This is a genomic window from Ralstonia sp. UBA689 (genome assembly GCF_002298975.1).
GTDB lineage: Bacteria > Pseudomonadota > Gammaproteobacteria > Burkholderiales > Burkholderiaceae > Ralstonia.
Genome location: NZ_DBMV01000021.1, coordinates 306,027 through 329,836 on the forward strand (window position 1 = coordinate 306,027; position 23,810 = coordinate 329,836).

24 protein-coding genes, 1 tRNA gene and 3 pseudogenes are annotated in these 23,810 nt (G+C 61.6%); 14 read left to right on the plus strand and 14 right to left on the minus strand.

Features of this window, described 5'->3' with window-relative positions; translation table 11 throughout:
• The first annotated feature begins 552 nt into the window (after positions 1-552).
• The gene (locus B4F51_RS10185) at positions 553-2,235 is read left to right on the plus strand and encodes an AMP-binding protein (RefSeq protein WP_349676278.1); all 1,683 of its coding nucleotides are present in this window, start codon (positions 553-555) and stop codon (positions 2,233-2,235) included.
• Between the two features lie 132 nt (positions 2,236-2,367).
• Here the strand turns inward: B4F51_RS10185 and B4F51_RS10190 are convergent.
• A pseudogene (locus tag B4F51_RS10190) lies at positions 2,368-2,661 on the minus strand (integrase core domain-containing protein); the annotation flags it as partial.
• On the opposite strand from B4F51_RS10190, the pseudogene B4F51_RS10195 reads away from it, so the two are divergent.
• Positions 2,652-3,072: pseudogene (locus tag B4F51_RS10195) on the plus strand (Lrp/AsnC family transcriptional regulator); the annotation flags it as partial. The pseudogenes B4F51_RS10190 and B4F51_RS10195 overlap by 10 nt on opposite strands.
• A gap of 156 nt (positions 3,073-3,228) precedes the next feature.
• A complete protein-coding gene (ald, locus tag B4F51_RS10200) occupies positions 3,229-4,344 on the plus strand; it encodes an alanine dehydrogenase (RefSeq protein WP_296225162.1) in 1,116 nt (371 codons plus the stop codon).
• A gap of 250 nt (positions 4,345-4,594) precedes the next feature.
• Here ald and B4F51_RS10205 read toward each other — a convergent pair whose 3' ends face one another.
• The 5 genes and pseudogenes from B4F51_RS10205 to B4F51_RS10225 all read right to left on the minus strand — a co-directional run bounded on the left by B4F51_RS10205 (position 4,595) and on the right by B4F51_RS10225 (position 6,923).
• Positions 4,595-4,753 (minus strand): hypothetical protein, encoded by a 159-nt coding sequence (locus B4F51_RS10205; protein WP_296225163.1) that lies wholly within the window; start codon positions 4,751-4,753, stop codon positions 4,595-4,597.
• A gap of 78 nt (positions 4,754-4,831) precedes the next feature.
• Positions 4,832-5,029, minus strand: a complete 198-nt coding sequence (locus B4F51_RS10210; RefSeq protein ID WP_296225164.1) for a hypothetical protein — start codon at positions 5,027-5,029, stop codon at positions 4,832-4,834.
• An 87-nt stretch (positions 5,030-5,116) separates the two neighbouring features.
• A pseudogene (locus B4F51_RS10215) lies at positions 5,117-5,926 on the minus strand (IS5 family transposase).
• A 301-nt stretch (positions 5,927-6,227) separates the two neighbouring features.
• A tRNA-Lys gene (locus B4F51_RS10220) sits at positions 6,228-6,317 on the minus strand.
• Between the two features lie 213 nt (positions 6,318-6,530).
• Positions 6,531-6,923 (minus strand): DUF4440 domain-containing protein, encoded by a 393-nt coding sequence (locus B4F51_RS10225; RefSeq protein ID WP_296225165.1) that lies wholly within the window; start codon positions 6,921-6,923, stop codon positions 6,531-6,533.
• Positions 6,924-7,071: 148 nt separating this feature from the next.
• Here B4F51_RS10225 and B4F51_RS10230 point away from each other — a divergent pair, with 148 nt between their 5' ends.
• Both B4F51_RS10230 and B4F51_RS10235 read left to right on the plus strand, forming a co-directional pair.
• The gene (locus B4F51_RS10230; protein ID WP_296225166.1) at positions 7,072-8,802 is read left to right on the plus strand and encodes a dipeptidase; all 1,731 of its coding nucleotides are present in this window, start codon (positions 7,072-7,074) and stop codon (positions 8,800-8,802) included.
• Between the two features lie 16 nt (positions 8,803-8,818).
• Positions 8,819-9,130 carry a cupin gene (locus B4F51_RS10235; RefSeq protein ID WP_296225167.1) on the plus strand — a complete coding sequence of 104 codons (312 nt, stop codon included), beginning with the start codon at positions 8,819-8,821 and terminating at the stop codon, positions 9,128-9,130.
• Positions 9,131-9,480: 350 nt separating this feature from the next.
• Here B4F51_RS10235 and B4F51_RS10240 read toward each other — a convergent pair whose 3' ends face one another.
• Both B4F51_RS10240 and lexA read right to left on the minus strand, forming a co-directional pair.
• Positions 9,481-9,666: a hypothetical protein gene (locus B4F51_RS10240; protein ID WP_296225168.1), complete on the minus strand. Its 186-nt coding sequence runs from the start codon at positions 9,664-9,666 to the stop codon at positions 9,481-9,483.
• 133 nt (positions 9,667-9,799) lie between these two features.
• Complete coding sequence (lexA, locus tag B4F51_RS10245) at positions 9,800-10,450, minus strand: transcriptional repressor LexA (RefSeq protein ID WP_296225169.1); 651 nt, start codon at positions 10,448-10,450, stop codon at positions 9,800-9,802.
• Positions 10,451-10,706: 256 nt separating this feature from the next.
• On the opposite strand from lexA, the gene B4F51_RS10250 reads away from it, so the two are divergent.
• The 9 genes from B4F51_RS10250 (at position 10,707) to B4F51_RS10290 (ending at position 17,548) form a co-directional block, all read left to right on the plus strand.
• The gene (locus B4F51_RS10250) at positions 10,707-11,483 is read left to right on the plus strand and encodes a ferredoxin--NADP reductase (RefSeq protein WP_296225171.1); all 777 of its coding nucleotides are present in this window, start codon (positions 10,707-10,709) and stop codon (positions 11,481-11,483) included.
• A gap of 137 nt (positions 11,484-11,620) precedes the next feature.
• Positions 11,621-12,613 carry an asparaginase gene (locus B4F51_RS10255; RefSeq protein ID WP_296225172.1) on the plus strand — a complete coding sequence of 331 codons (993 nt, stop codon included), beginning with the start codon at positions 11,621-11,623 and terminating at the stop codon, positions 12,611-12,613.
• A 93-nt stretch (positions 12,614-12,706) separates the two neighbouring features.
• Complete coding sequence (gene rpsF / locus B4F51_RS10260) at positions 12,707-13,075, plus strand: 30S ribosomal protein S6 (protein WP_296225173.1); 369 nt, start codon at positions 12,707-12,709, stop codon at positions 13,073-13,075.
• 44 nt (positions 13,076-13,119) lie between these two features.
• A complete protein-coding gene (gene priB, locus B4F51_RS10265; RefSeq protein WP_296225175.1) occupies positions 13,120-13,446 on the plus strand; it encodes a primosomal replication protein N in 327 nt (108 codons plus the stop codon).
• Positions 13,447-13,458: 12 nt separating this feature from the next.
• A complete protein-coding gene (gene rpsR, locus B4F51_RS10270; protein ID WP_296225356.1) occupies positions 13,459-13,737 on the plus strand; it encodes a 30S ribosomal protein S18 in 279 nt (92 codons plus the stop codon).
• A gap of 24 nt (positions 13,738-13,761) precedes the next feature.
• Positions 13,762-14,214: a 50S ribosomal protein L9 gene (rplI, locus tag B4F51_RS10275; RefSeq protein ID WP_296225177.1), complete on the plus strand. Its 453-nt coding sequence runs from the start codon at positions 13,762-13,764 to the stop codon at positions 14,212-14,214.
• A gap of 142 nt (positions 14,215-14,356) precedes the next feature.
• Complete coding sequence (locus B4F51_RS10280) at positions 14,357-15,745, plus strand: replicative DNA helicase (protein ID WP_296225178.1); 1,389 nt, start codon at positions 14,357-14,359, stop codon at positions 15,743-15,745.
• 151 nt (positions 15,746-15,896) lie between these two features.
• Positions 15,897-16,523, plus strand: a complete 627-nt coding sequence (locus B4F51_RS10285) for a DUF47 domain-containing protein (RefSeq protein ID WP_296225180.1) — start codon at positions 15,897-15,899, stop codon at positions 16,521-16,523.
• 14 nt (positions 16,524-16,537) lie between these two features.
• Entirely contained in the window at positions 16,538-17,548 is a 1,011-nt protein-coding gene (locus tag B4F51_RS10290) for an inorganic phosphate transporter (RefSeq protein ID WP_296225182.1), read from the plus strand.
• A 69-nt stretch (positions 17,549-17,617) separates the two neighbouring features.
• Here the strand turns inward: B4F51_RS10290 and B4F51_RS10295 are convergent, their stop codons facing one another.
• From B4F51_RS10295 to B4F51_RS10320, 6 genes are all read right to left on the minus strand, one after another.
• The gene (locus B4F51_RS10295; protein ID WP_296225185.1) at positions 17,618-18,364 is read right to left on the minus strand and encodes a C40 family peptidase; all 747 of its coding nucleotides are present in this window, start codon (positions 18,362-18,364) and stop codon (positions 17,618-17,620) included.
• A 162-nt stretch (positions 18,365-18,526) separates the two neighbouring features.
• Entirely contained in the window at positions 18,527-18,952 is a 426-nt protein-coding gene (locus B4F51_RS10300) for a hypothetical protein (protein ID WP_296225187.1), read from the minus strand.
• A 119-nt stretch (positions 18,953-19,071) separates the two neighbouring features.
• Positions 19,072-20,793: a PhoH family protein gene (locus B4F51_RS10305; RefSeq protein ID WP_296225189.1), complete on the minus strand. Its 1,722-nt coding sequence runs from the start codon at positions 20,791-20,793 to the stop codon at positions 19,072-19,074.
• Between the two features lie 464 nt (positions 20,794-21,257).
• Positions 21,258-21,722: a peroxiredoxin gene (locus B4F51_RS10310; RefSeq protein ID WP_296225190.1), complete on the minus strand. Its 465-nt coding sequence runs from the start codon at positions 21,720-21,722 to the stop codon at positions 21,258-21,260.
• A gap of 94 nt (positions 21,723-21,816) precedes the next feature.
• Entirely contained in the window at positions 21,817-22,710 is an 894-nt protein-coding gene (locus B4F51_RS10315) for a 4-deoxy-4-formamido-L-arabinose-phosphoundecaprenol deformylase (RefSeq protein ID WP_296225192.1), read from the minus strand.
• Between the two features lie 23 nt (positions 22,711-22,733).
• Positions 22,734-23,795: a bifunctional UDP-4-keto-pentose/UDP-xylose synthase gene (locus B4F51_RS10320; protein WP_296225194.1), complete on the minus strand. Its 1,062-nt coding sequence runs from the start codon at positions 23,793-23,795 to the stop codon at positions 22,734-22,736.
• Positions 23,796-23,810: the final 15 nt, after the last annotated feature.

The following is a 23,810-nucleotide window of genomic DNA, read 5'->3' on the forward strand; positions in this document are numbered from 1 at the left end:
TGAGTTCGCAAGTTGCTGGAAGACGAGCGCTATCCTGAAGCATCCCGGAGATAGACGCGGTAAGCACATCGGAGCGCGCCGCGCTCACCGCACATTGATCCTCGCGGTCCACTCCTTCGTCCCAAGGCCCTATGGTCGTCCGCCCGAATCTGCATTGGTTTCGCCTGCGGCTTGCTTGGCGCGGCGGCGTGCGTGACTTGCCAACCTATCGCAGAGGTGGCGGTGGCGACGTAGTTGCCGTGGCCCCGGGAGATGGCATCGCATGCGCTGGTGAAGATGGTACTGGGTTCCCAACTGAAGAGGGAGAGGGGGCCAGGCGGGTATCTACCATTGCCGCACTGGAAGGCCAATTTTTCCTATGTCGTCTGGTTCTCAACGGCCCACATATCTTGGTTGGCAGGATGCTCGTGGCATCGGACCAGATCTGGTGCCCTCAATCGTTTTCTCACGAAAGACCAGTCATGATGTTTGTCCTGGCTGCCATCGTGGAGATTCTTGGTCTGCATTTGGTTTGACCTGCATGGAATAGGGGGTAACGTGGAACCCATTTGGTTGAAGAGCTACCCCCCAGATGTGCCAGAGGAGATCGACGTCCACCGATTTACCTCCCTCAAGGACATGCTCGAGCAAAGTTGCGCGAGGTTTGCTGATCGCCCGGCTTTTACCAACATGGGCGTCATCATGACGTATGGAAAGCTCGACCGCTTCTCCTGCGATTTTGCCTCCTACCTGCAGCAGGTTCTTGGATTAGGCCGTGGCGATCGCGTGGCAATCATGCTGCCTAATCTACTGCAGTATCCGGTCGCGTTGTTTGGCGTCTTGCGTGCAGGCATGGTGGTGGTCAATGTCAATCCGCTCTATAGCGCACGCGAATTGCAGCGACAACTCACCGACTCAGGCGCCGTTGCCATTGTCGTGCTGGAGAACTGCGCGCACACGCTGCAGAAAGTCATCGCCGCCACCAGCGTGCGCCATGTCGTCACCACCCAGATTGGCGACTTGTTCCCGCCACTGCAGGCATGCCTGGTGAACCTGACCGTCAAGTGGTTCAAGCACATGGTTCCGCGCTGGCGGTTGCCTGGGGCCGTCGACATCAATGCAGCGCTGAGACTCGGTCGCCGTGAAAGGTTGGCCAATGTTCCGCTCACACACGACGACATCGCATTTCTTCAATATACGGGCGGCACGACCGGAGTCGCCAAAGGGGCGATCCTCACGCACGGCAACATGGTGGCCAATGTGGAGCAAACGTCCGCCTGGATCGGCCAGACGTTCAAAGCGGGCGAGGAAGTCCTCGTCACGCCGTTGCCGCTCTATCACATCTTCGCGCTAACAGCCAACCTGCTCACGTTTGTGAAATGGGGCGCAAATAACGTCCTCATTGCCGATCCACGAGACATACCCCGCCTGGTGAAGACCCTTCGGAAGACCCGCTTTACCGCGATCACGGGCGTGAATACCTTGTTCAGCCTTCTGCTCGATGCCCCAGGCTTTGATACGGTTTGCCGAGCCAATGCCGGGGCACTGAAGGTTGCCGTGGCCGGGGGAATGGCGTTGCAGCGCCAGGTGGCGCAGCGCTGGCGGGAGAAGATGGGGGCTCCCCTGGTCGAAGGCTATGGCTTGACCGAGGCTGCTCCGATCGTGTGCGTCAATCCGCTCGACTCGGATAGGTTCAGCGGAAAGATCGGCTTGCCTTTACCGTCCACTCGAGTGTCGATCATGGATGAGGCGGGACGGGAGTTGCCCCTTGGCGAAATCGGCGAGATCTGCGTGCAGGGCCCGCAGGTCATGCGAGGCTATTGGAACATGCCGGAGGAGACTGCGCGTGTCCTCGATCACGCGGGCTGGCTTCACACGGGGGATGTCGGCGTGATGGACGAGCAGGGAAGTGTCCGGTTCATTGAACGTCGTAAGGATGTCATCGTGGTGTCCGGCTTCCACGTCTATCCAGCGGAGATCGAGGAAGTCTTGATGATGCATCCTGGAGTCAAGGAAGCAAGTGCCGTCGGCATTGCAGACGCGAAGTCCGGTGAAGCAATCAAGGTCTGCCTGGTGAAGAGGGATCCCGCCCTGACCGTCGAGGCAGTCATTGCGCATTGCAGGGCGAACTTGACCGCCTATAAAGTGCCCAGGTACGTGGAATTTCGTGAGGTGCTTCCCAAGTCCAACATTGGCAAGATTCTGCGACGGGAGCTCAAAGATGAAAGCGCGTCACCGGCACGGGTATTCATCTGAGCCATTCAAACGGAACCGTTTCTCGACTGGCACGCACTGGAGTTAAAGCCGCCGGCAAACGAGACAACGTGTAGGTGTCCCCAGTGACATGGTCCCGGTGGCAGGGCCAGAGGGCTTCCAGCTCAGCCCAGTTCAAGTTTGCTCCTGGACAGCAAGAGCCACCGCTGTTGTTCGGTACCGCGCAGCGAATTCTGCAGGCGGTTGGTCATTCACCTCGATGTCATCTTGACGCCATGCTGCGATGACAACGCGTACATGTGCGAGGCTCGTGAACCAGTGCTCGTTCAGGCGTTCGTCCCGGAACTTGCCGTTGAACGACTCAATGTAAGCATTTTGTGTCGGTTTGCCGGCCTGAATTGATTTCAAGGAGACGCCGTCGGCGGAGGTCCATTGGTCTAGCGCTCGACTTGTGAACTCTGGCCCTTGGCGTCGGCCCCATCACCGCCTCGACCGTTGAGGACGACCAGACGCTCAAGAACCTGGCCGAGCAGGTAGGGCTGTCGTCGCGTGGGTGTCGGAGCGGCTGCGCCGCCTGGAGGAACGCGCGTGATCCGCCAGTACACGGTGGACATTGATCCGCAAGTGCTGGGATTCTTGCTTCAAGCCATCGTCCGGGTGCGGCTGATGCCGGGCAAGCTGCATATGGTGCAAAAGCTGATCGAGCAGATTCCCGAGATCCGTGAGTGCGACAAAGTGACGGGCGAGGATTGCTTCGTCGCGCGCCTGCATGTGCGCGCAATCGACCAGCTCAATCACATCCTTGACCGTGTGGCCGATCATTCGGAAACGAATGCCGGCATTGTCAAGGCGCAACCGGTGCGCCGGCGCGCGTCGCCGTCTGTCTTGGTGCAATGCCAGCAAGCCGCGCCTTACGCCGTTTGGCTCAATGCTCACTTACGCGGCTGGGCAAGCTGTAGAGTCGTGGTTGGTAGAGGGTGTTTGGTGTTTCGCGAGGTTCGAGTTGGCCGGAGCCTCAATTTGCGGAGGTGAGAGATGCTGATCGGTGTGCCAAAGGAAATCAAGGACAACGAGTACCGCGTCGGCCTGACACCAGCGAGCGTGCGGGAGCTGACCAGCCGTGGACACCAGGTGCTGATCCAGGGCGATGCCGGTGCCGAAATCGGACTACCTGACGGGGCCTATACCGCCGCAGGCGCAGCGATATGCGGCGGTGCAGCGGAAATCTTTGCCCGCGCCGACATGATCGTCAAGGTCAAGGAACCGCAGCCGGTCGAGTGCGCCATGCTGAAGCCGGGGCAGATTCTCTATGCCTACCTGCATCTCGCCCCCGATCCTGGGCAAACCGCGGCACTCGTGAATTCCGGCGCGGTGTGCATTGCCTACGAGACCATCACCGGGCCCGGCGGAGGCCTGCCGCTGCTTGCGCCCATGAGCGAAGTGGCTGGGCGCATGGCGATTCAGGCGGCGGCAGTCAACCTGGAGAAGTCCAAGGGCGGGATGGGACTGTTGCTGGCCGGCGTGCCGGGTGTTGCGCCAGCACATGTCGTGATCATCGGCGCAGGCGTGGTGGGCACCAATGCGCTGCAGATGGCAGTCGGGTTGGGCGCGCGAGTCACGGTGCTCGATAAGAACGTGGACCGCTTACGGCATCTGGATTTGATTTTCGGCAATCGCATCACGACGCTGTATTCGACTGCACACAGCATCGAAAAAGCTGTGCTGCGCGCTGATGCGGTTATCGGCGGTGTGCTGATACCGGGCGCTGCCGCGCCCAAGCTGGTCACGCACGACATGGTTTCGCACATGAAACCCGGCGCGGTTGTGGTGGATGTCGCGATTGACCAGGGCGGTTGTTTCGAGACATCCCATCCGACGACGCATGCAGCGCCCACCTTTGTCGTGGACGGCGTGATTCACTATTGCGTTGCGAATATGCCCGGGGCGGTCGCCCGAACCTCCACGTTCGCCCTCAATAACGCCACCATCGCGCACGCGATCTCGTTGGCAGACAAGGGGTGGAAGCGAGCGCTGGCCGAAGCCCCTCACCTGAGGGCCGGTTTGAATGTTTGCGAAGGAGATGTCACGTATGAAGCCGTGGCCGAGGCACTGGGCTATCCCTATGTTCCCGTGGACAGGTTGCTCACCTGAGGTCTTGGCATTGCTTTTGAAGTGCTAGATTGGATTCAGCTTTCCAAGGGAGATGAGCATCCATGACTGCGCCAACCACGCCTGAGCCTTTCGCGCCTCAAGTTGAACCCAAGTGTCCATCGTGCAGTGCGTCGGGAATGGAGGCGATCGGTCACCGCTATCAGTTCACGCATAGCAGCGCGCCGAATTTCCTCGTCGTGTATTGCAACCAGTGCGGCCATGTCTATGGTGTCTTGCCGCACCCTACGACCTAATGCCTGCGAACTTGGCTCCCCGTTGCCTTGGCCGGGTAAGCCACGACGTCGTCTAGCGTCGCCAGGCGTGCGTAGTCCAATTCGGGAGTCGCGACTTTCAGCTTGTCGTGCTGGCCGTACAGGGAGTTGAGCCAGTCCATCAAATCGAGATCCATGCTGTCTGCGTAACGGTGGGTTCGGACGTAATTTACTTTCCTCGACCTCGAGTGCAATCGCGCGGATTGCGGCTTCGTTCATCGGTCGAGTGCTTCCGGCTGTTGCAGCAGTTCGCGCAGTTCGCGCAGTTCGATCGGGAAGATGGCGCCGCGATGCCCGTCGCATACGCAGTGGCCGGCCAGCAGGCTGGCGGCGACCGCCGGTACGACCTTCAGCCCGCTGTTCTCAGCCCACTCGTGCACAGCGACGACGAACGCCTTGCGGAAAGGAAGCATGTACTGTTCGACGCCGCAACACGACATCCAATCTTGCTGTTCTCGTGTCACCCGGAAAAGTGGCGCGACTTAGAAGCTGTTGCGAAATTAGTTCATGCAGTGCTTCAGCTTGCTCCAGCAAATCAGTGAACAGGCAAGGGAGAGGAAGGCTTCGTGGACATGGGCATATCGTTCGTATCGAATCTTCAGGCGTCTGAACGAGTGGAGCCAAGCAATCGAGCGTTCCACGACCCAGCGCGTTTTGCCGAGCCCACTGCCGTGAGGCGAGCCGATTTTGGCGAGCACGGGTGTGATGCCGCGACCGCGCAAGCGCTGTCGATGCGGCTCGGAACTGTAGCCCCGGTCGCCTTGAACGATTTTCGGCTTGCGCAGCGGACGTCCGCGCTTTCCGCGAATGGGGGGGCGCCTCGATCAGCGCATCGAGTTGCGTGATGTCGTGGCGATTCGCGCCGGTCAGGATGATGGCGAGCGGGATGCCTTGCGCATCGACGATGAGGTGATGCTTGCTCCCGAGCTTGCGCCGGTCCGTTGGGTTCGGGCCAGTTTTTTTCCCGCCAACATGGCGCGAACCGAAGAACTGTCGACAATGGCGCGCGCCATGTCGAGTTGGCCACGACGGCGCAATTCGGCAAGCAGCGTCTCGTGGATGCGTTGCCAGACGCCAGCCTCTTGCCACGCAACCAACCGTCGCCAGCAAGCGGTGCCAGAGCCGCAGCCCATCTCTTGCGGTAGCAGATTCCAGGCGATGCCTGAGCGCAGCACAAACACGATACCTGTCAGCACCGCGCGGTCCGGCGTCGGCTTGCGCCCCGCATATCGGCGGCTGCGCGGCGCTCGTGCTGGCAGCAACGGTTCGATGAGTGACCACAGTTCGTCGTCTATCAGTTCTCTTGGCATCGCTTCCTGTCAGGCAAAACAAGACCGAAAGTTAACACCTGCCCGAAGAAGTTAACAGGCCCCGTGGGTAATTTCGCAACAGCTTCTTAGGCGTTGGAGCCCGCTCGGTTGAAACTCTGCAAGGCAACTGACGAGCGCAGTAGTGCGCGGTCGGGGTGATAGTGGGGATGGTGACCTGGCATGCCGGCCATATGGATCGGTATGGACTTGTCTCCGTGCAACATGCCTACATGGTGCCTACACGGAGGCTAGGAAATGAAAAAGGGTTTGCAGGAACCAACCTGCAAACCCTTTCATATTCTGGTAGGGCGTGAGTGATTCGAACACTCGAGCTACGGATTAAGAGTCCGTCGAGCACACGAGCGCATATGACGGTACAAGCTCTCCGCCTGCCTACCGTCCGACCGCGGTACTCCTACTCTGGGGAAGAGCCCAGGGAAGGAAGAGGGAAATGGAGGGAAAACGATTTTGGAAAAATTCGTGAGAAATCAACAGGTTGCCTCCCCGCGGTTTCCCTTGAATCCCCCCGCATTTGGGTTCGAGTCCCATCAGCCACCCCAGAAGATTTTCGTAGAGAAGCCCGCCAAATGCGGGCTTTTTGCATTCAGGCGTCCGCTACGATCGTTCCCTGGTGGTACACGATCTTCCAACCTTCCGCCGTGCGTCGCCACAGCGTTGCTCGGCGGGTCAGGCGCTTGGATTGCGCCAGCGTATAGGTCAGCAGGTAGTTGTCCGGTGCGATTTCCTGGCATCGGAAATCGCTGGTCTGCCAGAATTCTTCACCGATGTGGCCATGCCGGGCTTCCAGCACGCCGAGCACGTAGGTTCGGCTGTAACGCTGGCCGGAGGCGCCGGTTTCCCAGAAATCTTCGGTGATCATCCGCTCGAAATCTTCACGGCGCGTCCCACGTTCCGGGCGATGGAAGATCGGTTCGAGTCGCTGCAGTTCTTCCAGGACGCCCAGCAGGGCGGGGTCGGTATCCAGACGCGGTTCCATGCGGCAAGCCTTTCTTTGGGACACCGCTCAAGCATAACGCGCATCCTTGTGTAGCCCAACGCCGTTGTGCGATATGTGGCGCTGCACAATGCGTGGCCGGGGCTTCGCCCCTATGATGGCGCCTTCGCCTTTTCCGGAAACCACTTCGATGCAACGCATTGCCCGTATCGGCCTGTCTTCGCTGTCGATCGCGCTGTCGCTAGCCTGTGACGCCAACGCATTCGCCGCCACGCTCCAGAAACCCCAGCTCGACACGCTGGTCGCCGCCGAGCAATCCAAGGCTTCGGCTGACCTGAATGCCTTCCTCGCAGCGGCTGCCAAGGCCGACCCGCAAGTCGCGGGCAGCGTGGCTGCATATCAGAAGAGGGCTGCTCTCAGTGGCGATGATCAGGTCAATATCGGCCGCCTGCTCGGCGTGTATAACCGCCTGCACAATCAGCAGGCCGTAATCGGCACGATCGAGAAGATGGTCGCGCTGCCCACGGTACGCGACGACAAGATCCCGCAGTACGAGAACCCCGCCATCGTCGCGTTCGGCAAGCTGGTCGAAGGCATGGCGCGCGATTTCGATCTGAAATTCCGCAACGTTGACAACCGCGTGTTCGAGGTCGTGTTGCCCGGCACTGGCCAAGACGAATTCGGCATCCTCACGCACGCCGACGTCGTTCCTGCGCGCACTGACGAATGGGTGCTGGCCGATGGCACCAAACTTGACCCTTTCAAGGTCACGCGCGTCGGCAACCTGCTGTACGGGCGCGGCACGATCGACGACAAGGGCTCGATTGCCGCCGCGCTGTACGCCATGAAGACGGTCAAGGACAGCGGCGTGCCACTGGCGCGCACGATCCGCCTGATGATCGAGACCACCGAAGAGACCGGCGGCGACGGTATGAAGTACTACCGCGAGCACACGCAACTGCCTGCCTACAACATCGTGCTCGACAGCAAGTACCCTGCCGTGGTGGCCGAAAAGGGCACGGGTGCGCTGAAGGTATTCTTCCCTGCACAGGCCGGGGATGCCGCGCGCACGGCCATCATTTCGATGACAGGCGCGGCATCATCCAACGCTGTCCCGCAGACGGCCACGGCTACGCTCAAAGGCGGCGACCTCGGCACGGTCGTCTCCGCGCTCGAAGCCAAGCGAGACGCTTTTGTGAACAGCCTGGCGGCACAGGGCAAATTCGCGATCGACATCACGCGCAATGCGGACAGCATCGTCGTGAAGGTCACTGGCGTTTCGGCGCACGGCTCGCGGCCGGAAGAGGGCGTGAACCCGCTGCCGCGCCTGGCGCTATTCCTGCGAGCTGCCGATTTGGGCTTGGCCGACAACGCATACGCGCATGCGGTGCGCTATCTGACCGACCTGTACGGCACCGATTACCTCGGCAACCCCATGGGCGTCGCCTACAAGGACGACTTCATGGGCCCGCTCACCATGTCGCCCAACGTGATCGGTGACAAGAACGGCCGCGTGGAAGTGACCGCCAATGTGCGCATGCCGCGCGGCAAGACACCCGACGCGCTGCGCAGCGAGATCGCCGGCAGGATCAACGCCTGGGCCAATGCCAACCGCGTCGCTCTGGAGATCAGCCACGACCAGGGCAACTGGATGGCGCGCGATCCGAAGGGTGCCTGGCTGTCGACCTTGCTCAACATCTACGGCGACACGACTGGCTTGGACGCCAAGCCCGTGCCGACTGCCGGCAGCACCACGGCCAAACTGATGCCCAACGCCATCAACTTCGGCCCTGCCATGCCCGGCAAGAAGTACACCGCGCATAACGCCAACGAGTACAAGGAAGTGCCGGACCTTGACCTGGATATGCAGATGTTCACCGAAATGCTGGTACGTGTCGGGAATCTGTCGTCGATGCAGTAACCGTTGCCTGATCGCCATGAAAATCATCCGCGCCAAGTCGTTTACTGCCGAGCGTGCCTGGGGTGCGCTCGATATCGTCAATATGAGCGGCATCACCACGCGCCTGCATTGGACCGACCAGCCATACCGCTGGCATGTGAATGACGGCGAGGAGGTCTTCGTGGTGCTTGATGGCATCATCGACATGCACTACCGCGAAGGCGGCGAGGAGAAAGTTGCGGCGCTGGAATCAGGCGATATCTTCTTTGCAGGCGTGGGCTGCGAGCATATAGCCCACCCGCGCGGCGAAGCGCGGATCCTCGTCATCGAAAAAGAGGGCAGCGTTTAGCGCCTAAGTGGACCGGACCGCCGTCCGATTGCGGCGCAAAAAAAAGCCCGCAATGTGCGGGCTTCGAATTCAGCGATCTCAATTGCCCCTGAGGGCATTGGCAATACTACTGTCACGTACGCCAAACAGAATTCGGGTAAACGTCCGTAAACGTCCGCTTCGCCTGCGGATCATTGGCAAATGTGGCGTTGTTGCAACATGCAGACCGAAAAAAAACAGCCCGCACAAGTGGCGGGCCGAAAATCAGTTGAAGAAAGCCCTGTCCTCAGGGCATCGCCAGTGTATGAAATCAGTTGCGGCGGCAGCATTGGGGTATGCCCTGACCGGCGCAGCCGTGTGAGGCGTCGTGCTCAATAGCCTTCAGCACCTGCTGGGCGCGAGGCGGCTGGAATGGCGTCGAGCATGCGGCAGATCGCTGCCATGCTGCCGACCATCGTGCGGCGCTGTTCCCCTTGGTAAATACGCACGCCCTGGGTTTGGCGGAAGGGCACCGGATGCACCGGGCGGCGGCGGGAGGACATCAATCCGAGTCGCATGGCAGACCTCGTGAGTTCGGGTAAAAGGACGGGCGGCAAAAAATAGACGGCAAACAGCCGCCCCGGCGAGCCATTGGCTCACCTCCGGGTTGGGGCAAACAGCGATGAAAGAGGCGCGGCGTGCGCCGGAGACTTACGGGGCGGCTGGCCGGATCAGGCCGACAGCCAAGCCCTCCAGGTGAAAATCATCCCGATCCAGATCGACGTGAATCGGTTCGAAATCCGGATTCTCGGCAATCAGTTCGACGTGGCGGCCTTTACGGTGGAAGCGCTTGACTGTTACGTCATCCCCCAGGCGCGCGACGATGATCTTCCCGTTGCTGGCTTCCGTGGCGCGCTGCACGGCCAGCAGATCGCCGTCCAGGATGCCTGCGTCGCGCATGCTCATGCCGCGCACCTTCAGCAGGAAATCGGGTTGGGCGGAAAAGAGTGCTGGGTCGACCTGATACTGGCGGTCGATGTGCTCGGCGGCGAGGATCGGGCTACCAGCAGCCACGCGGCCCACCAGCGGCAGCGTCAGCTGCATCAATCCCATCGACGGCAACGAGAACTGGTGCTGCGCGGTATCGCCCGCCGCTCGCAGGCGGATGCCGCGCGAGGCACCCGGTGTCAGTTCGATCACGCCCTTGCGCGCCAGCGCCCGCAGGTGTTCCTCGGCCGCGTTGGGCGAAGAGAAACCGAATTCCGCGGCAATCTCAGCGCGCGTGGGCGGAAAGCCGGTACGCTGGATCGTCTGGCGGATCAGGTCGTAAATCTGCTGCTGGCGAGGGGTGAGGGTGGCCATGGCGCACTGTATATTTGAACAGGTGCTGTGATTTTATACAGTGACGCGAGAAGCGCAAGTGATTTTGTTGTGACGTGTTGCTGGCTCCGTGAATTTGGGCGTGACCACATGCCTGATCCACGTCAAAACCCATGCGACTGGTTAGAAGCTTATGCGCAATCCATGCAGGCGCGCCTGCGGGGAATCGCATAAAATCAAGGCCTTGACCGCATCTTGCACTGCCACAAAGCCTTGTTGGGCTGGCCCGAACATCACCATGTCCGCTTTCAATCAAGAGACCGTTCTGAGCGTCCACCACTGGAACGACTCGCTGTTCAGCTTCAAGACCACACGCGACCAGGCGCTCCGCTTCCACAACGGCCATTTCGTCATGCTTGGCCTGGAGGTCGAGGGCAAGCCACTAATGCGCGCCTATAGCATCGCCAGCCCCAATTACGAAGAGCACCTCGAGTTCTTCAGCATCAAGGTCCAGAACGGCCCGCTTACCTCACGTCTGCAGCACCTGAAGGTGGGCGACAAGGTGCTGGTGAGCAAGAAGCCTGTCGGCACGCTGGTGCTCGATGATCTCCTGCCCGGCAAGAACCTCTACCTGTTCGGCACCGGCACCGGCCTGGCACCGTTCATGAGTATCATCCAGGACCCGGAAACCTACGAGCGCTTTGAGAAAGTCGTGCTGCTGCACGGCGTGCGTCAGGTGAGCGAGTTGGCCTATGCCGACTTCATTACCAGCGAACTACCGAACAACGAATTCTTCGGCGATCAGGTTCGCGAAAAACTGATCTACTACCCCACCGTCACGCGCGAGCCGTTCCGCAATATGGGTCGCCTGACCGATCTGGTCGACAGCGGCAAGCTGTTCCAGGACATCGGCTTGGCGCCGCTGGACCCGGCGGTGGATCGCGCCATGATCTGCGGCAGTCCGGCCATGCTGGATGACACCTGCAAGCTGCTCGATGCGCGCGGCTTCAAGATTTCGCCGCGCATGGGCGAGGCCGGTGATTACGTGATCGAGCGCGCCTTCGTCGAGAAGTAAGCGTCGCGGCTTCTGCGCAAGCGCCGGCCTGTGTGCCGGCGTTTTGCTTTTGCGCTGCCCCGAGGGCAATCCCGCGTCGGCAAAGGCGGGGCGCGCGGATACAATTCGCGCCTTGCCCACCACGCATGACCGCAACGATGTCCTTGCCCACCATCGCCATCCTCGCTACCGGCGGCACCATCGCTGGGTCCGCTGACGACGCCGGCTCAGCCGCGCGTTATCGCGCCGGCGCCGTTCCCATCGATCAACTGCTGGCTGCCAGCAAGCTGGGCCTGGAGCGCATCGCCAACGTGCGTGCCGAGCAGGTTGCGCAGATCGACAGCAAGGATCTGACCTTCGATGTGTGGGAAAAGCTGGTCGCGCGCATCCGGCATTGGATCGACGTCGAGCGCGTGGATGGCGTGGCCATCACGCACGGTACCGATACTCTGGAAGAGACGGCAATGCTGCTGCACCTGACGCAGCACACCGATACGCCCATTGTGATGACTGCGGCGATGCGGCCGTCGACGTCGCTGTCGGCGGATGGTCCGCTGAACCTGCTGAATGCTGTGCGTCTGGCGGTCAATCCGATGTCGCGCGGGCGCGGCGTGCTGGTGGCGCTCAATCAGCGCGTGCATGCGGCGCGCGATGTGCAGAAGGGGCATACCTACGCGGTCGAGGCATTTGTTTCGCCGGATGTCGGGCCGCTGGGCTTCATACTCGACGCGCAAGTGCAGTTTCAGCGCGCGGCTCAACGCTTGAGTTCGGCGGATGTGCTACCGATGCCGCCCGCTGGCCAGTGGCCGTGGGTGGAGGTGCTGGCGAGCTATGCGCAGCCCGACGCGCGCCTGGTCGACACGCTGGTGGCTGCCGGCGTCAAGGGGCTGGTCATTGCCGCCACGGGCGCGGGTTCCGTCCACGCGAACCTCGAAGTCGTACTGCAGCGGGCGTCCAGTCAGGGCGTGCATGTGCTGCGTTCGACGCGTACCGGCGCTGGCGTGGTGCCTGCGCAGTCCGAAGGGCAAGGCTGGGCGGCGAGCGGCACGCTCAATCCGTACAAGGCGCGCGTGCTGCTGATGCTGCTTATCGCGGCCGGGCGTGCCCAGGCAGAAGCGGCCTCGCTCCAGCAAGTCATTGATCGATATTGAAAAAATCGCCGGAGTCTGCGTATAATGGCAGGCTATTCAACCTTGCTGCACCGGAGTGTGACGCCCGGGCGGCTTAATCCACAAGGAGCGTCAATGCGTCATTACGAAATCGTATTCATCGTCCATCCGGACCAGAGCGAGCAAGTGCCCGCGATGATCGAGCGCTACAAGAGCACGGTCACCACGCAAGGCGGCAACGTGCACCGCGTCGAGGACTGGGGCCGTCGTCAACTGGCCTATATGATCCAGAAGCTGGCCAAGGCTCACTACGTGTGCATGAACATCGAATGCGGCAAGGAAACCCTGGCCGAGCTCGAGCACGCGTTCAAGTTCAACGACGCCGTGCTGCGTCACCTCATCGTTCAGACCAAGAAGGCCGAAACGGCTCCGTCGCCAATGATGAAGGAAGTGCAGCGCGAAGAGGCCAAGAAGGCCGCTGCTCAAACCGAACAGGCCGCCTGATGTCGCGCGGTGCAGCGCGAAGCAAATGACCGCGCACCGCGAGCATGAACGAAAGCCCCGGGGATAGCGCCATCAACCGTCTGCAGCTCGTCGCCACACTGGTCGAGCGCGAGGTGATGCGATACACCCCAGCCGGCGTGCCCATCGTCACTTGCCTGCTGACCTACAGCGGGCAGGCGATGGAAGCGCAGACGGCGCGACAGGTCGAGTTTTCGATCGAAGCGCTCGGCGCCGGCAAGATGGCTACTGTTCTGGATCGCATCGCACCGGGCACCGTCCTGGATTGCGTCGGGTTCTTGGCTCGCAAGCATCGCAGCAGCAAGACACTGGTCTTTCACATCTCCGGATGTAACGTATTCGTAAAGGATTGAATCATGGCATTCATGAACAAGAAGCAGCGCGACGCGAAGAACAAGAAGCGCTTCCAGCAGCAAAACCCGCTGTTCAAGCGCAAGAAGTTCTGCCGCTTCACCGTGGCGGGCGTTGAGCAGATCGACTACAAGGACGTCGATCTGCTCAAGGACTTCATCGGCGAGAACGGCAAGATCACCCCGGCCCGCCTGACCGGCACGCGCTCGATCTATCAGCGCCAGCTCGATACGGCCATCAAGCGTGCGCGTTTCCTCGCGCTGATGCCGTACACCGATCAGCACAAGAAGTAATCGGCGGGATAAGGAGAATAAACGATGCAAGTCATTCTGCTGGAAAAGGTCATCAACCTGGGCAACCTGGGCGACGTGGTGCGTGTGAAGGACGGTTACGCCCGTAACTTCCTGATTCCGCAAAAGCAAGCACGTCGTGCCACGGCTTCGGCGATCAAGGAATTCGAAGCCCGCCGCGCTGAACTGGAAAAGCTGGCCGCTGAAAAGCTGGCTGCTGCGCAAGCCGAAGGCGAGAAGCTGAACGGCCTGACGCTGCAACTGTCGCAAAAGGCTGGTGTGGACGGTCGCCTGTTTGGCTCCGTCACCAACCACGACATCGCCGACGCACTGGTTGCGCAAGGCTTCAAGGTCGAGAAGGCGCAAGTGCGTCTGCCGAACGGCCCGCTGAAGACTGTCGGCGACCACCCGGTCGTCGTGTCGCTGCACACCGATGTGGCGGTCGATGTGACCGTGTCGGTGCTGGGCGAGTCCGTCTAAGCGCGTACGCTGCACCTCGCGGCGACCGGGTAGCCGGCTGGCGCGAGTCAAGAAGGCAGGGACGAAAGTCTCTGCCTTTTTTTGTTGGCTTTTGTATCAGGGATCCAGATTGAAGACCGAGCAGCGCCGCTATAATCCCGCCATGAACGCGCCATCCGATCCCCAGCTTGATTCCCTCAAGGTGCCGCCACATTCCATCGAGGCCGAACAGTCGGTGCTCGGCGGGCTGCTGCTGGACAACGCCGCCTGGGATCGCATTGCCGATTTCATCAACGAGCACGATTTCTACCGTTACGATCACCGGCTGATCTTTCACAACATCGGCAAGTTGATCTCGCAAGCCAAGCCGGCCGACGTGATCACGGTGTACGAGCAACTACAGGCGGCGGGCAAGGCGGAAGAGGTGGGTGGCCTGGCTTACCTGAATGCGCTCGCGCAGAACACGCCGAGCGCCGCCAACATCCGCCGTTACGCGGAAATCGTCCGCGATCGCGGTGTGCTGCGCCAACTGGTGACGATTGCTGATGAGATCTCCGCCGGTGCCTTCAACCCGCAGGGCCGCGACGTGCGCCAACTGCTGGATGAAGCCGAATCCAAGGTGTTCGCGATTGCCGAAGAGGGCGCGCGCGGGCAGAAGGGCTTCCTGGAAATCCAGCCGCTGCTGACGCAGGTGGTCGAGCGCATCGACGAGTTGTACCACCGCGATAGCCAGAGTGACATCACCGGTATACCGACGGGTTTCGTTGACCTCGATCGCATGACCAGCGGTATGCAGGGAGGTGACCTGATCATCGTGGCCGGCCGCCCATCGATGGGTAAGACGGCCTTCTCGCTGAACATCGGCGAGCATGTCGCGGTTGAGCAGGGCCTGCCGGTGGCGGTGTTCTCGATGGAAATGGCGGGCACACAGCTCGCCATGCGTATGCTGGGTTCGGTTGGGCGACTGGACCAGCATCGCCTGCGTACGGGCCGCCTGCTCGACGAGGATTGGCCGCGTCTGACGCACTCCATTCAAAAGATGAACGATGCGCAGCTCTTTATCGATGAGACGCCGGCGCTGAACCCGATGGAGCTGCGCGCGCGTTCGCGCCGACTGGCCCGGCAGTGCGGGCAACTTGGCCTGATCATCATCGACTACCTGCAGCTCATGTCAGGCTCGGGCGGCGGCGAGAACCGTGCGACCGAGATCTCGGAAATCTCGCGTTCGCTCAAGGGGTTGGCCAAGGAACTGAATTGCCCGGTGATCGCGCTGTCGCAGCTCAACCGAAGCCTCGAGCAGCGCCCGAACAAGCGCCCGGTGATGTCGGACTTGCGGGAATCCGGCGCCATCGAACAGGATGCCGACGTGATTCTGTTCATCTACCGCGACCAGGTTTACAACCCCGATTCTCCGGATAAGGGCACCGCAGAAATCATCATCGGTAAGCAGCGTAACGGCCCGATCGGCACCGTTCGGCTTACATTCCTGGGCGAATACACGAAGTTTGATAACTTCACCGGGGGCAACGCTTTCTTCGACAACGACACGTGACCCGTATTGCATGTCGGGCTGCCACAACGTGCCACGCGTGGCGCGCGATGGGTTCCGGTAAAATATTGCGCTTTGATGACAGCGTCGGCGGTGATCCCGCTCGGCGCTGTTTTTACAACTCTCCTGCGTTTTCCCGTTTTCAAGGATCATCATGTTCGGTCGCTTCATGCCCACCGAAGGCAAGTTTTTCGAGTACTTCAACCAGCACGCCGAGTGCGCCGTCAAAGCGGCCCATGCGCTCAAGGAGCTGGTCAACGACTTGCCCAACGCTGAATTGCATGCGCGCAACGTGCAGAACTTCGAGAAGAAGGCCGACCGCATCACGCACGACACGATCGAGCTGCTGCACAAGACCTTCATCACGCCGCTCGATCGCGACGAGATCCACAAGCTGATCACGACGATGGACGACATCCTCGACCTGATGGAGGACGTGTCGCTCACCATCACGCTGTACGACGTCACCAACGTGACCGACGAATCGCGCCAGCTTGCAAACATCTGCGTAGCCTGCTGCGAAGAGGTCCGCAAGGCCGTGGCACTGCTCGACGACATGAACAACGGCCGCCAGATCCTGACCATCGCGCAGGAGATCGACCGCCTTGAGTCCGATGCCGACCGCGTGATGCGCGCCGCCATGGCCAAGCTGTTCCGCACCGAGAACGACATCAAGCTGCTGATCAAGCTCAAGGCAATCTACGAGCAACTGGAGAGCGTCACCGACCGTTGCGAGGATGTTGCCAACATCATCGAAGGCATCGTGCTCGAGAACGCCTGACGAGACGACGCCTCATGCATACGCTTCAGATCAGTCTCTGGGTGGTCGTTCTGCTGGTGGCACTGGCCATCGTGTTCGACTTCATGAACGGCTTCCACGATGCGGCCAACTCCATCGCCACGGTGGTGTCGACCGGCGTGCTCAAGCCGCAGCAGGCGGTGGCCATGGCCGCGGCCTGCAACGTGATCGCCATCTTCATCTTCCACCTCAAGGTGGCGACCACGGTGGGCCGCGATACGATCGACCCAGCCATCGTCGATCATTACGTCATCTTTGGTGCATTGATGGGTGCCATCGCGTGGAACATCATCACGTGGTACTACGGCATTCCGTCCAGCTCGTCGCATGCGCTGATTGGCGGGCTGGTGGGCTCGGCGGTGGCCAAGTCGGGCACGGGCTCGCTGGTGGCCGGCGGCCTGCTCAAGACGGTGGCGTTCATCCTGATTTCGCCGCTGCTGGGCTTCATTCTGGGCTCGCTGCTGATGGTGGCGGTGTCCTGGCTGTTTTTCCGCACGCCGCCATCCAGGGTGGATCGCTGGTTCCGGCGGTTGCAGTTGCTCTCGGCGTCGCTGTACAGCCTGGGCCACGGCGGCAACGATGCACAGAAGACCATCGGCATCATCTGGATGCTGCTGATCGCAGGCGGTTATGCCTCGGCCACGGCGGATACGCCGCCGGTGTGGGTCATCGTCTGCTGCTATGTGGCGATCGGTCTAGGCACACTGTTGGGCGGCTGGCGGATCGTGCGCACGATGGGCCAGAAAATCACCAAACTCAAGCCCGTGGGTGGTTTTTGCGCTGAAACCGGTGGTGCGCTGACACTGTTCTTCGCTTCGGCGCTGGGTGTGCCGGTGTCGACTACGCACACCATCACCGGGGCCATCGTTGGCGTGGGGTCTGCACAGAAGGCGTCGGCAGTGCGCTGGGGTGTGGCGGGCAACATCGTCTGGGCGTGGATCCTGACGATTCCCGCATCGGCCTTCATGGCGGCCATCGCCTGGTGGGTCGGCAAGCACGTGCTGTAACCTCGCCTGTGCCGAACAAACGAAACGCCCACCAACCGGTGGGCGTTTTGCATTGGCATGGGCGATGCGCTATTGCGTGGCGAAGCGGGCGATCGGGTCGTCGTCCACTGGCGGTGCCGCGACAGCCGGCGTGCGCGTCATCATCAGACTGTCAGTTTGGACGCCGCGTGCACGGGCGAGGGTGCCAAGCGGGTCATCGTCGACCGGCCGGGCCGGCGCGGAAGATGTCGAGAGGATCGGCATGGCTGCCGGAGCATCGGGCAGATTGTTTGCCGCCACCACGCGGCGTGCGCCCATATAACGGCTTGCCCAGTACGACTTGGTCATGTCTTCCAGGCGCACCGTGCCGCCGGTAGATGGCGCATGTACGAAGCGGTTCTGGCCGACATAGATGCCGACATGCGAGTTCGGCTGGCCTGTGGTGTTGAAGAACACGAGGTCGCCCGAAGCCACGTCACGGCGTTCCAGCGGGGTGCCGCGCCGCCCCATCTCGGAGGCGGTGCGCGGCAGGTTGACGGAAGCAGCGCGCTGCACGACGTAGCGCACGAGCCCGCTGCAATCGAAGCCGCTGTCCGGGGTGTTGCCGCCGTACCGGTAGGGCGTGCCGACCAGTGCCATTGCTTCGATGGAGATTTCCTCCAAGCCGGCGCTCGGATCGTTGATTCCGGCGCCGCGCGTGCGCAGCCCGCTGGTGTCGCGTGATGCGTTTGTGCGAGTGGGTGTCGACGAGCAGGCGGACAGCAGGCAGACCAGTGCCAGCAGGGCGGCGCCTGCCAGGCGGTTACTGCCAAGGGGAGAGCCGTGCCACGTCAGCATGCGCCATCAGGAGAATCCGGATAGCTCGCATGCTATGCGTTCGGCGCCAGAATGCCAAACCCGAGGCAAACCGCGCCAACCTGGATGTTGGCAGGGCGCAACGCCAAGCGGGGCGCGGGTTCGTCGATCCGACCCCGATGGCGTCGCGTTCTGCAGGCAGTTTTACCAGCGGAGCTGGATGTTACGCGTGCTGCCGGTCTGCACCGTGGCGCGCTTGGTGGTGCCTTCGTACGTAGCGATGACGTTGTAGCTGGCTGGCGGTGCCTTGATCAGGCAGCGCGGGCCATCAGCGTGGAAGCTTGCGACCTCCTTGCCGTGGCGCGTGAGCTGAACTTCCACGTCGGCCAGGTATTCGCCGCGCGGCCCCTGCGTGAACAGCAAGGACAGGTTGTAGTTGCGCGCATCGGCATTCAGCGCCTCTTGTTCATCCTGTGCGACGCCACCGCAGACGTAGCGGATCTGGCCGGTGGTCTGTGGCGTCAGGTCGTTGCCAAACGCAGAGGACACGCCGGCGGACAACAGTATCGCCAGCGCAACCAACGACCGCATCGAGCATGTACGGGATTGCGGGTTTCGCTGCGTGAGCATTGTCGGGCCTCCATCAGGTCAATGATCGGCATCTGCTACGTAGCAAAAAAAAGGCCGCGCAACAGCGCGGCCCCTTGGCACAACAGTTTACGGCGAACGGAATCGCCGCGGTATGACGGCTACAGCACGTCCGACGCGTGATCGGCCAGTCGCGAGCGCTCGCCGCGTGCCAGCGTGATGTGACCGCTGTGGCTCCAGCCCTTGAAGCGATCCACCACGTAGGTCAGGCCCGACGACCCTTCCGTCAGGTACGGCGTGTCGATCTGTGCGATGTTCCCCAGGCACACGATCTTGGTGCCCGGGCCCGCGCGCGTGACCAGCGTCTTCATCTGTTTGGGCGTGAGGTTCTGCGCCTCGTCGATGATCAGGAACTTGTTGACGAAGGTGCGGCCGCGCATGAAGTTCATGCTCTTGACCTTGATGCGCGAGCGGATCAGCTCTTGCGTGGCCGCGCGGCCCCATTCGCCCGCGTTGTCGTCGGACTTTTGCAGGACTTCTAGGTTGTCGTCGAAGGCGCCCATCCACGGCTGCATCTTTTCTTCTTCCGTACCGGGCAGGAAGCCGATGTCTTCACCCACGGGCACGGTGGCACGCGTGATGATGATCTCGTTGTAGAGCTTCTGGTCCAGCACCTGTTCCAGACCAGCAGCGAGCGCCAGCAGCGTCTTGCCCGTGCCGGCCTGGCCGAGCAGCGAGACGAAATCCACCTCGGGATGCATCAGCAGGTTCAGCGCGAAGTTCTGCTCGCGGTTGCGCGCGGTCACGCCCCAGACGTTGTTCTTCTGGTGCGTGAAGTCCTTGAGCGTCTGCAGCACGGCAGTCTTGCCGTTGAGTTCCTTGACCTGCGCATACAGCGGCAGGCTGCCGTCGTTCGGCTCCAGGAAGACGAACTGGTTGACCAGGAACGAGGGCACCAGCGGGCCCGACAGGCGGTAGAACGTCGTGCCCGTCTTCGGGTCTTGCCAGCTCTCGATGTTCTTGCCGTGCTTCTGCCAGAAATCGACGGGCAGGGCCATCACACCGCTGTAGAGCAGGTCGGTGTCTTCCAGTACGCGGTCGTTGAAGTAGTCTTCGGCGGGCAGACCCAGGGCGCGCGCCTTGATCCGCATGTTGATGTCTTTCGACACCAGCACGACATGCCGATCCGGCCGCTGCTGCTGAAGCGCGGACACCACACCCAGGATCTGGTTATCGGCCTTGCCCTGCGGCAGGCCATCGGGCAGTTTGATGTCGTTCAGGCGGGTCTGGAAGAACAGATGCCCCTGCGCATCGCGATTGCCGAGTTTGGAGAGCGGCAGACCGTCGTCCATCGTGCCTTCGGTGCCGGCGACAAGCTGGTCGAGCGTGCGGCTGACCGTACGGGCATTGCGCGCGACTTCGCTCATGCCCTTCTTGTGGTTGTCCAGCTCCTCCAGCGTCATCATCGGCAGATAGACATCGTGCTCTTCGAAGCGGAAGAGCGACGACGGGTCATGCATCAGCACGTTGGTGTCGAGCACGAACAGCTTGGTCGGACCGTCGTCACGACGAAGACGGCGGCGGGCGGCGGTTTCAGTGGATTTGCCGGTGGCACTCACCTTGTCGACCGCCTTGGCGAGAATGCCGGCGTGTTCGCGTGCTTCGCCTTTCGCCGTGGGAGAAGCCTCGCCCGATCGGGCACGGGGGGCCGCGCTGCGTTTGGGTTGTGCACGGCCGGTTTCAGACAGCGCCTCGCGTTCGAGCGCGGGCACCGGTTTTCGAGGTTCCTGACCCGCCTTGGGCTTTCCGGCTTTGCCGAAAGGCTTGAATTCAGCCGGGTCTAGCAACTGGGCTGGCTGGGTGGGCATGGTCGGCAGCGGCATGCTTCGATTACCTCTCTGGAGGAAACAACGACAAAACACCGCCCGCGCTGGTGGCGAGGCGATGCTGGTGGAAAACAGCGGGGGCGGCAGGGGGGGCCGGAAAAGCGCGGCCGAACGATGGCCACAAAAAAGCCGCCATGACCTTCGAGAGGTGGGGCGGCCTGGGGGAACGCCACGACAAGCTGCACGATTCGGACGTTCTGCCCAGCCTATTCGCCGGGGAAAATGCCCAAATAAGCGCCGATACGGTATCAGGCCAACTTGGCCGCCGGTACCGTCGTGGGCAGTCGGAATGGCATCCGGATTTCGTACTCATCGGTTCCGACTGTATCGGAAGCTTTTGTGATTTGCAATCTGTCACATGTGACGTGTGCTGTCGCGCTGGCCGGTTACAACATGCGGCGTGAAACTGGCACAAGGCCGCGCGCCGGCGTGTCCTGCACGGTGCTTTCGTGCACGATTGGTTACAGCGCTCGCACCGCTGTCAGGACATCATCCACATGGTTGGGCACCTTCACGCCACGCCATTCCTTGCGCAGCACGCCCTTGCTGTCGATCAGGAAGGTGCTGCGCTCGATGCCGCGCACGTCCTTGCCGTACATCTTCTTCATCTTGATGGTGTCGAAGAGGTGGCAGACGGCTTCATCAGCGTCGGAGATCAGCTCGAACGGCATTTCCAGCTTGGCCTTGAAGTTTTCGTGCGATTTCAGGCTGTCACGCGAGATGCCGAACACGACGGCGCCGGCGGCTTCAAAGGCGTCGTACTGGTCGCGGAAGTTCATGGCCTCGGTTGTGCAGCCGGGCGTGTTGTCCTTCGGATAGAAATACAGCACGACGATCTTGCCGCGCTGCGCAGCCGGCGAGAACGTGACGCCGCTGGTGGCCGGCGCGGAGAAATCAGGAAGAGGCTTGTCGAGAGAGACGGGCATGGTGAAGTTCCGGAAAACCGCGGGGAGAGACGGGGAACGCTTGAACGGGCAAAACGGGAAGCGCATCGCCCGCTGTATAGCCGGCGATCGTGGATCAGGCCGGCTGAACAATCAGGCTGCCGCTGCGCCCGGCAACTTCGCCCCATGTGACGGGCTGCACGGGCAGTGTGCTGCGGTCGAGTGTCGCGTAGTAATCGCCCATCGACGCCAGCCGATGGCCCTGCGCGCGCCACCCTCGCAGCAACTCGCGGAAGATCGGGGCGAGTTTCTGCCCTTCAAGCTCCGCGTGCAAGGTAAATACCTGGTCGCGATCGGATTCGGTCATCTTCAGGATATGTCGGGCGACGGTTTCCGTCGTCAGATCATCCACGCCGATGAGTTCGTCCAATGTCGGCAGCGTAGTCGGCAATTGCACGTGGTTCAGTGCCTGGCCGTCGACGCTCGGGATATACGGATGCGTGCCGCGGCCATCGGAGGCGTAGGCCATACCCCAGGCATCGATCTGGCGGAAGGCGTGGTCGTTCATCTGCCAGCCGGCGGCACCGTGTGTAACGGGCGCATGGCCGAAGATCTCGGTAAAGCGTTTGTGTGAGGCACCCATCTGGCGGGACGTCCAGGCAGCGTCACGCTGGCGGACATTGTCCTGCCAGAGCACGTGGTCCCACGTGTGGATGCCGGTCTCGAAGCCCGCCTCGGCAATCGCTCGCATTTCGGCGGCGGCCTTGCGACCAATGTCGGGGGCGGGCAGCAGCACGCCGTACATCAGCGTGCGCAGGCCGTAGTGCTCGACCACGGACGTGCGTGAAACCTTCTTCAGGAAGCCTGGGCGGAATGCCCGGCGCAGCGCCCAGCCGGTGTGATCCGGGCCGAGGCTGAAGAGGAAGGTCGCGCCCGCCTCGTGCTCGCGCAGCATGCGCGCGAGGTTGGGCACGCCTTCGCGGGTGCCGCGCAGGGTGTCGACGTCGATCTTGAGGACGATGAGAGCCATGAACCTGCGCGGGGTGTTGCTTCTTACTTGTTGTTGCCGTTGCCTTCTTCGACCAGACTGCGGGCGTCAGCCACGTGCGTGCGGTACGCTTCGAAGATCTTCGCCAGCGCATCCTTCATCACGGTGGTCGGGGCCCAGCCGAGTTCTTCCATGGTGTTGGCGATCTTCGGCACGCGGTTCTGCACGTCCTGGTAGCCGTTGCCGTAGTAGGCACCCGAAGTGGTTTCCACCAGCTTGACCTGCTTGGCGCTGTCCTTGTACTCGTCAATGTTCGCGGCCAACTCGAGCATCATGTTGGCCAGCTCGCGCACCGAGTAGTTGTTCGACGGGTTGCCGATGTTGTAGATCTTGCCCGTGGCCACGCCATCCTTGTTGGCGATGATGCGTACCAGCGCATCGATGCCGTCATCGATATACGTGAAGGCGCGCTTCTGGTTGCCGCCGTCCACGAGCTGGATATTCTCGCCGCGCACGATGTGGCCGAGGAACTGCGTCACAACGCGCGACGAGCCTTCCTTCGGGGTGTAGATCGAGTCCAGGCCCGGGCCGATCCAGTTGAACGGGCGGAACAGCGTGAAGTTCAGGCCTTCCATGCCGTAGCCCCAGATCACGCGGTCCATCAGTTGCTTGGAGCACGCGTAAATCCAGCGCGGCTTGTTGATCGGGCCGTACACCAGCGGCGAGGCTTCGGGGTCGAATTCGGAGTCGCCGCACATGCCGTAGACCTCGGAGGTCGACGGGAAGACCAGGTGCTTGCCGTACTTGGCAGCCGAGCGGACGATCGGCAGGTTGGCTTCGAAGTCCAGCTCGAACACGCGCAGTGGAGCCTTGACGTAGGTCGACGGCGTAGCGATGGCCACCAGCGGGAGGATCACGTCGCACTTGCGCACGTGGTATTCCACCCACTCCTTGTTGATGGTGATGTCGCCTTCGAAGAAGTGCATGCGCGGGTGGTTGACCAGGTCGCCCAGGCGCTCGGTCTGCATGTCCATGCCGTAGACCTCCCAGTCGGTGGTCTCCAGGATGCGCTTGGACAGGTGGTGGCCGATAAAGCCGTTGACGCCGAGGATCAGTACTTTTTTCATGAAGGCAAATTCAAA

Bases quoted from the DNA above. Each gene is read 5' to 3' on its own strand.
- B4F51_RS10290 (WP_296225182.1), top strand. From the start codon at position 16,538: ATGCATACGCTTCAGATCAGTCTCTGGGTGGTCGTTCTGCTGGTGGCA.
- B4F51_RS10305 (WP_296225189.1), bottom strand. From the start codon at position 20,793: ATGCCGCTGCCGACCATGCCCACCCAGCCAGCCCAGTTGCTAGACCCG.
- B4F51_RS10205 (WP_296225163.1), bottom strand. From the start codon at position 4,753: ATGGATCTCGATTTGATGGACTGGCTCAACTCCCTGTACGGCCAGCAC.
- B4F51_RS10210 (WP_296225164.1), bottom strand. From the start codon at position 5,029: ATGCTTCCTTTCCGCAAGGCGTTCGTCGTCGCTGTGCACGAGTGGGCT.
- B4F51_RS10310 (WP_296225190.1), bottom strand. From the start codon at position 21,722: ATGCCCGTCTCTCTCGACAAGCCTCTTCCTGATTTCTCCGCGCCGGCC.
- B4F51_RS10225 (WP_296225165.1), bottom strand. From the start codon at position 6,923: ATGGAACCGCGTCTGGATACCGACCCCGCCCTGCTGGGCGTCCTGGAA.
- B4F51_RS10255 (WP_296225172.1), top strand. From the start codon at position 11,621: ATGTCCTTGCCCACCATCGCCATCCTCGCTACCGGCGGCACCATCGCT.
- B4F51_RS10315 (WP_296225192.1), bottom strand. From the start codon at position 22,710: ATGGCTCTCATCGTCCTCAAGATCGACGTCGACACCCTGCGCGGCACC.
- B4F51_RS10280 (WP_296225178.1), top strand. From the start codon at position 14,357: ATGAACGCGCCATCCGATCCCCAGCTTGATTCCCTCAAGGTGCCGCCA.
- lexA (WP_296225169.1), bottom strand. From the start codon at position 10,450: ATGGCCACCCTCACCCCTCGCCAGCAGCAGATTTACGACCTGATCCGC.
- rpsF (WP_296225173.1), top strand. From the start codon at position 12,707: ATGCGTCATTACGAAATCGTATTCATCGTCCATCCGGACCAGAGCGAG.
- B4F51_RS10285 (WP_296225180.1), top strand. From the start codon at position 15,897: ATGTTCGGTCGCTTCATGCCCACCGAAGGCAAGTTTTTCGAGTACTTC.
- B4F51_RS10250 (WP_296225171.1), top strand. From the start codon at position 10,707: ATGTCCGCTTTCAATCAAGAGACCGTTCTGAGCGTCCACCACTGGAAC.
- ald (WP_296225162.1), top strand. From the start codon at position 3,229: ATGCTGATCGGTGTGCCAAAGGAAATCAAGGACAACGAGTACCGCGTC.
- B4F51_RS10320 (WP_296225194.1), bottom strand. From the start codon at position 23,795: ATGAAAAAAGTACTGATCCTCGGCGTCAACGGCTTTATCGGCCACCAC.
- B4F51_RS10230 (WP_296225166.1), top strand. From the start codon at position 7,072: ATGCAACGCATTGCCCGTATCGGCCTGTCTTCGCTGTCGATCGCGCTG.
- priB (WP_296225175.1), top strand. From the start codon at position 13,120: ATGAACGAAAGCCCCGGGGATAGCGCCATCAACCGTCTGCAGCTCGTC.
- B4F51_RS10240 (WP_296225168.1), bottom strand. From the start codon at position 9,666: ATGCGACTCGGATTGATGTCCTCCCGCCGCCGCCCGGTGCATCCGGTG.
- B4F51_RS10300 (WP_296225187.1), bottom strand. From the start codon at position 18,952: ATGCTCACGCAGCGAAACCCGCAATCCCGTACATGCTCGATGCGGTCG.
- rpsR (WP_296225356.1), top strand. From the start codon at position 13,459: ATGAACAAGAAGCAGCGCGACGCGAAGAACAAGAAGCGCTTCCAGCAG.
- B4F51_RS10235 (WP_296225167.1), top strand. From the start codon at position 8,819: ATGAAAATCATCCGCGCCAAGTCGTTTACTGCCGAGCGTGCCTGGGGT.
- rplI (WP_296225177.1), top strand. From the start codon at position 13,762: ATGCAAGTCATTCTGCTGGAAAAGGTCATCAACCTGGGCAACCTGGGC.
- B4F51_RS10295 (WP_296225185.1), bottom strand. From the start codon at position 18,364: ATGCTGACGTGGCACGGCTCTCCCCTTGGCAGTAACCGCCTGGCAGGC.